This is a genomic window from Hydrogenophaga intermedia (assembly GCF_023715105.1).
Classification (GTDB): Bacteria; Pseudomonadota; Gammaproteobacteria; order Burkholderiales; family Burkholderiaceae_C; genus Hydrogenophaga; species Hydrogenophaga intermedia_A.
On record NZ_JAMBNO010000060.1, the window covers coordinates 1 to 2,480 of the forward strand.

At 57.8% G+C, this 2,480-nt stretch carries 3 protein-coding genes; 1 reads left to right on the plus strand and 2 read right to left on the minus strand.

The window, feature by feature from the left end; all coding sequences use genetic code 11:
* Positions 1 to 295: 295 nt before the first annotated feature.
* Positions 296 to 1,030 carry a hypothetical protein gene (locus tag M3149_RS22480; RefSeq protein ID WP_251711585.1) on the plus strand — a complete coding sequence of 245 codons (735 nt, stop codon included), beginning with the start codon at positions 296 to 298 and terminating at the stop codon, positions 1,028 to 1,030.
* Here the strand turns inward: M3149_RS22480 and M3149_RS22485 are convergent.
* Together M3149_RS22485 and M3149_RS22490 are read right to left on the minus strand one after the other, a co-directional pair.
* Complete coding sequence (locus tag M3149_RS22485; protein WP_251711586.1) at positions 1,012 to 1,854, minus strand: hypothetical protein; 843 nt, start codon at positions 1,852 to 1,854, stop codon at positions 1,012 to 1,014. The two genes, M3149_RS22480 and M3149_RS22485, sit on opposite strands and share 19 nt — an antisense overlap.
* 309 nt (positions 1,855 to 2,163) lie before the next feature.
* Positions 2,164 to 2,480, minus strand: a 317-nt coding sequence (locus M3149_RS22490; protein ID WP_251711587.1) for an integrase core domain-containing protein, incomplete at its 5' end; no start/stop codon positions are given.

Genomic DNA, 2,480 nt, shown 5'->3' on the forward strand with positions numbered 1-2,480 from the left:
CTTCACCCGACCCGCCGCGTAACATGCGGCAGCGACTTGACCACCGCGTCGCTCGTTCGTCGCAAGCGACGAGCGACACCGTGGACAAGTCTTCCGGCGCCTCACACACAAAAATTCGGACACGCCCCCACAGCCGGCTTTTCAGCCATTGCCTTCTCCGCCTTGGCCTGCTCGTGGCGTCGTCGACCTCGATGCGATCCTCCCTGCGCCGTCCTACCTCGCACCGACAAAGTCTTCACCCACTCGGCCCGACCACAAGACGCCTGCCTCCGCCAAGGCGCTCCGTGCGCTCACCATGCTGGCCAAGGGTTTGAGCGTTGCTCAGATCGAAAAATCCTGCGGACTGACACTCGCGCACGCTCACGATCTTGCGTGGCTCGAAAGCGAAGCCATCAAGGCCTATGAAACCCAGATTCGAACAGGCAGTGCAAAAGCGGGGCGACGCTCTCTTGCGAGGCGCATAAAGCCAGAGAAATACAAACGCTTCCTGGCCTTGGCCGATTCGGTTGGATTTGACTCCCGCGCATGGGATGTCTCCCTCATCAAAGACGATCTTCAACCGTCGGCCTTGATCGGGCCATCACGCCAACTGGTGTTGTTTCGGGAGGAGCAGTTCAAGTTCTTGAATGGACTGCTGCGCCAATGGGGTATTCAACGTGACCACATCAAGGTGGTCGCTTCGCCCAAGCTCTATGACGCTGTGCAAGCATGGGCAGAGGCGGCCGACCTTCATCCGATGCCTGCAGATCCTCCTATGGCGCGGCAGATCGAGATCAAGGGAACGATGACCCAAAAGTCAACAGAACCCAAGCGCTACTATCAGCTCGACACGGTCCTGACTGGTTCTCCCAAGACGCGAGTCATTCACCGTTGCATCGTCGTGCCGCGAGAGAACGCAAACGCACTCGTGCAGACGTCGTATGAACTCATCCTGCTCGTTGTGGTTCACCTTTTCATGTTGCGCGCTCAACGACCCACAATGCCGGCCGGTTCGTCAGCGGCAACTGACGATCAGGAAAAGGCCTCTTGAACCTTCACAAGCTCGTGGTTGATCACTCCCTTGGCCGTGACGGTGGTTGCGACATCAACAGCGATAGGTTGCTTGTCTCGGACCCACGCGTTGAGTTGGTCAATGTCCAACGCGTTGGCGGCCGCGCGAATCGTTAGCTTCTTTTTCGAATCAATCTCCCGCATTGCGAAACCCGGAGGATCAGTAAGCATGTTCACCACACGCCCGACATACGTTTCGAACTTTGGATCCAGATCCTCCAATGGCTTCCCATGCGCATAGGTTCCGGACAAGGTACCAACGACCATGTCATCCACTGTGATGTCGATCGGGATGGCTACTACGCGGCCTCCCAAGGTCAGCAGCAATTCGTCCAATCTCTTCATCACCTTCTCACGGGCCTCCGGTGAAAGCCAAGGCATGCTCTGCTCAGGCAGCGCTCTGGAGGTGAGCAGTACAGGGACCGCAGCCATCAATTCGACCAATCGCGCGCAACGGGCGCTGTGCATTGCGCCAGCGGAGATCTTGAACAATGTCAGCGGGCAGATCTCACCTCCGTGCTCGCGCCAGCCCACTTGTTCGCTCTTTTGCGCGTTGCTGATGCCGAGCACCATATCCAGGAGGTACTCGATGAGATCGCTTACAGGCTTTCGGTTGCGCGCCTTGAGGCTCGCTTCTGGCCATGTATACGTGGTCGCGCCGCTGTCTGAAGATTTCTCAACCCTGACGGGCGATTTCTCGATCACGCTGATGCGCAAGAAGGCCTTTGCGCTGACGTCGACGAGGTTTGCGTCACCTCCTTCGCTTCCATCAAGCCCTGCAGGTTCTTTTTCAACACCAAACATCCGCTACTCCATGTCCAATACAGTTCTTCCGGGCATGTGACCCGTTGGGCATGCCGATCAGAGCTCGGCATCGGCAAGTTGGGGCAGTAACTTGAGAAGATCCGACAGACGGCATTTGGCGACTTCCCTTTGAGCCAGGGTCTGCTGAACTCACACTGATGTTCATTGAAGTCAATCGAACCTGTTGAGCTAAAAATCGGCAGATGGTACAGGTCGTGAACACCGATCACATAGACATTCGCGAGTTACGTCAGTGCTGACCTGCCCCCTGTAGACGTACCAATCAGAAGTGGAAGTCCGGGGCGAAGGTTAATCGATGGTGTTGGGGGTTGATGGGAGTTGAGCTGCATCGCCAGCGCGCTGGCGATGCAGCTCGGCGAAACGAGCTGGTGGCATGCGCCCCAAGCTGCTGTGTGGCCTGACCTCGTTGTAGTCCGTGCGCCATGCGGCTGCGGCCAGCCTGGCCTGGTGCAAGGTCTGGAACCAGCACTCGTTCAGATGCTCGTCGCGGAACTTGCCATTGAAGCTCTCGATGTAGCCGTTCTGCATGGGTCGCCCAGGCTGGATCAGGATGTGGCGGATGCCGTGTGCCTGCGCCCAGGCCATGAACGCCCGGCTGGTGAACT

Coding starts and splice junctions, on each gene's coding strand:
- M3149_RS22480 (WP_251711585.1), top strand. CDS start 296: ATGCTGGCCAAGGGTTTGAGCGTTGCTCAGATCGAAAAATCCTGCGGA.
- M3149_RS22485 (WP_251711586.1), bottom strand. CDS start 1,854: ATGTTTGGTGTTGAAAAAGAACCTGCAGGGCTTGATGGAAGCGAAGGA.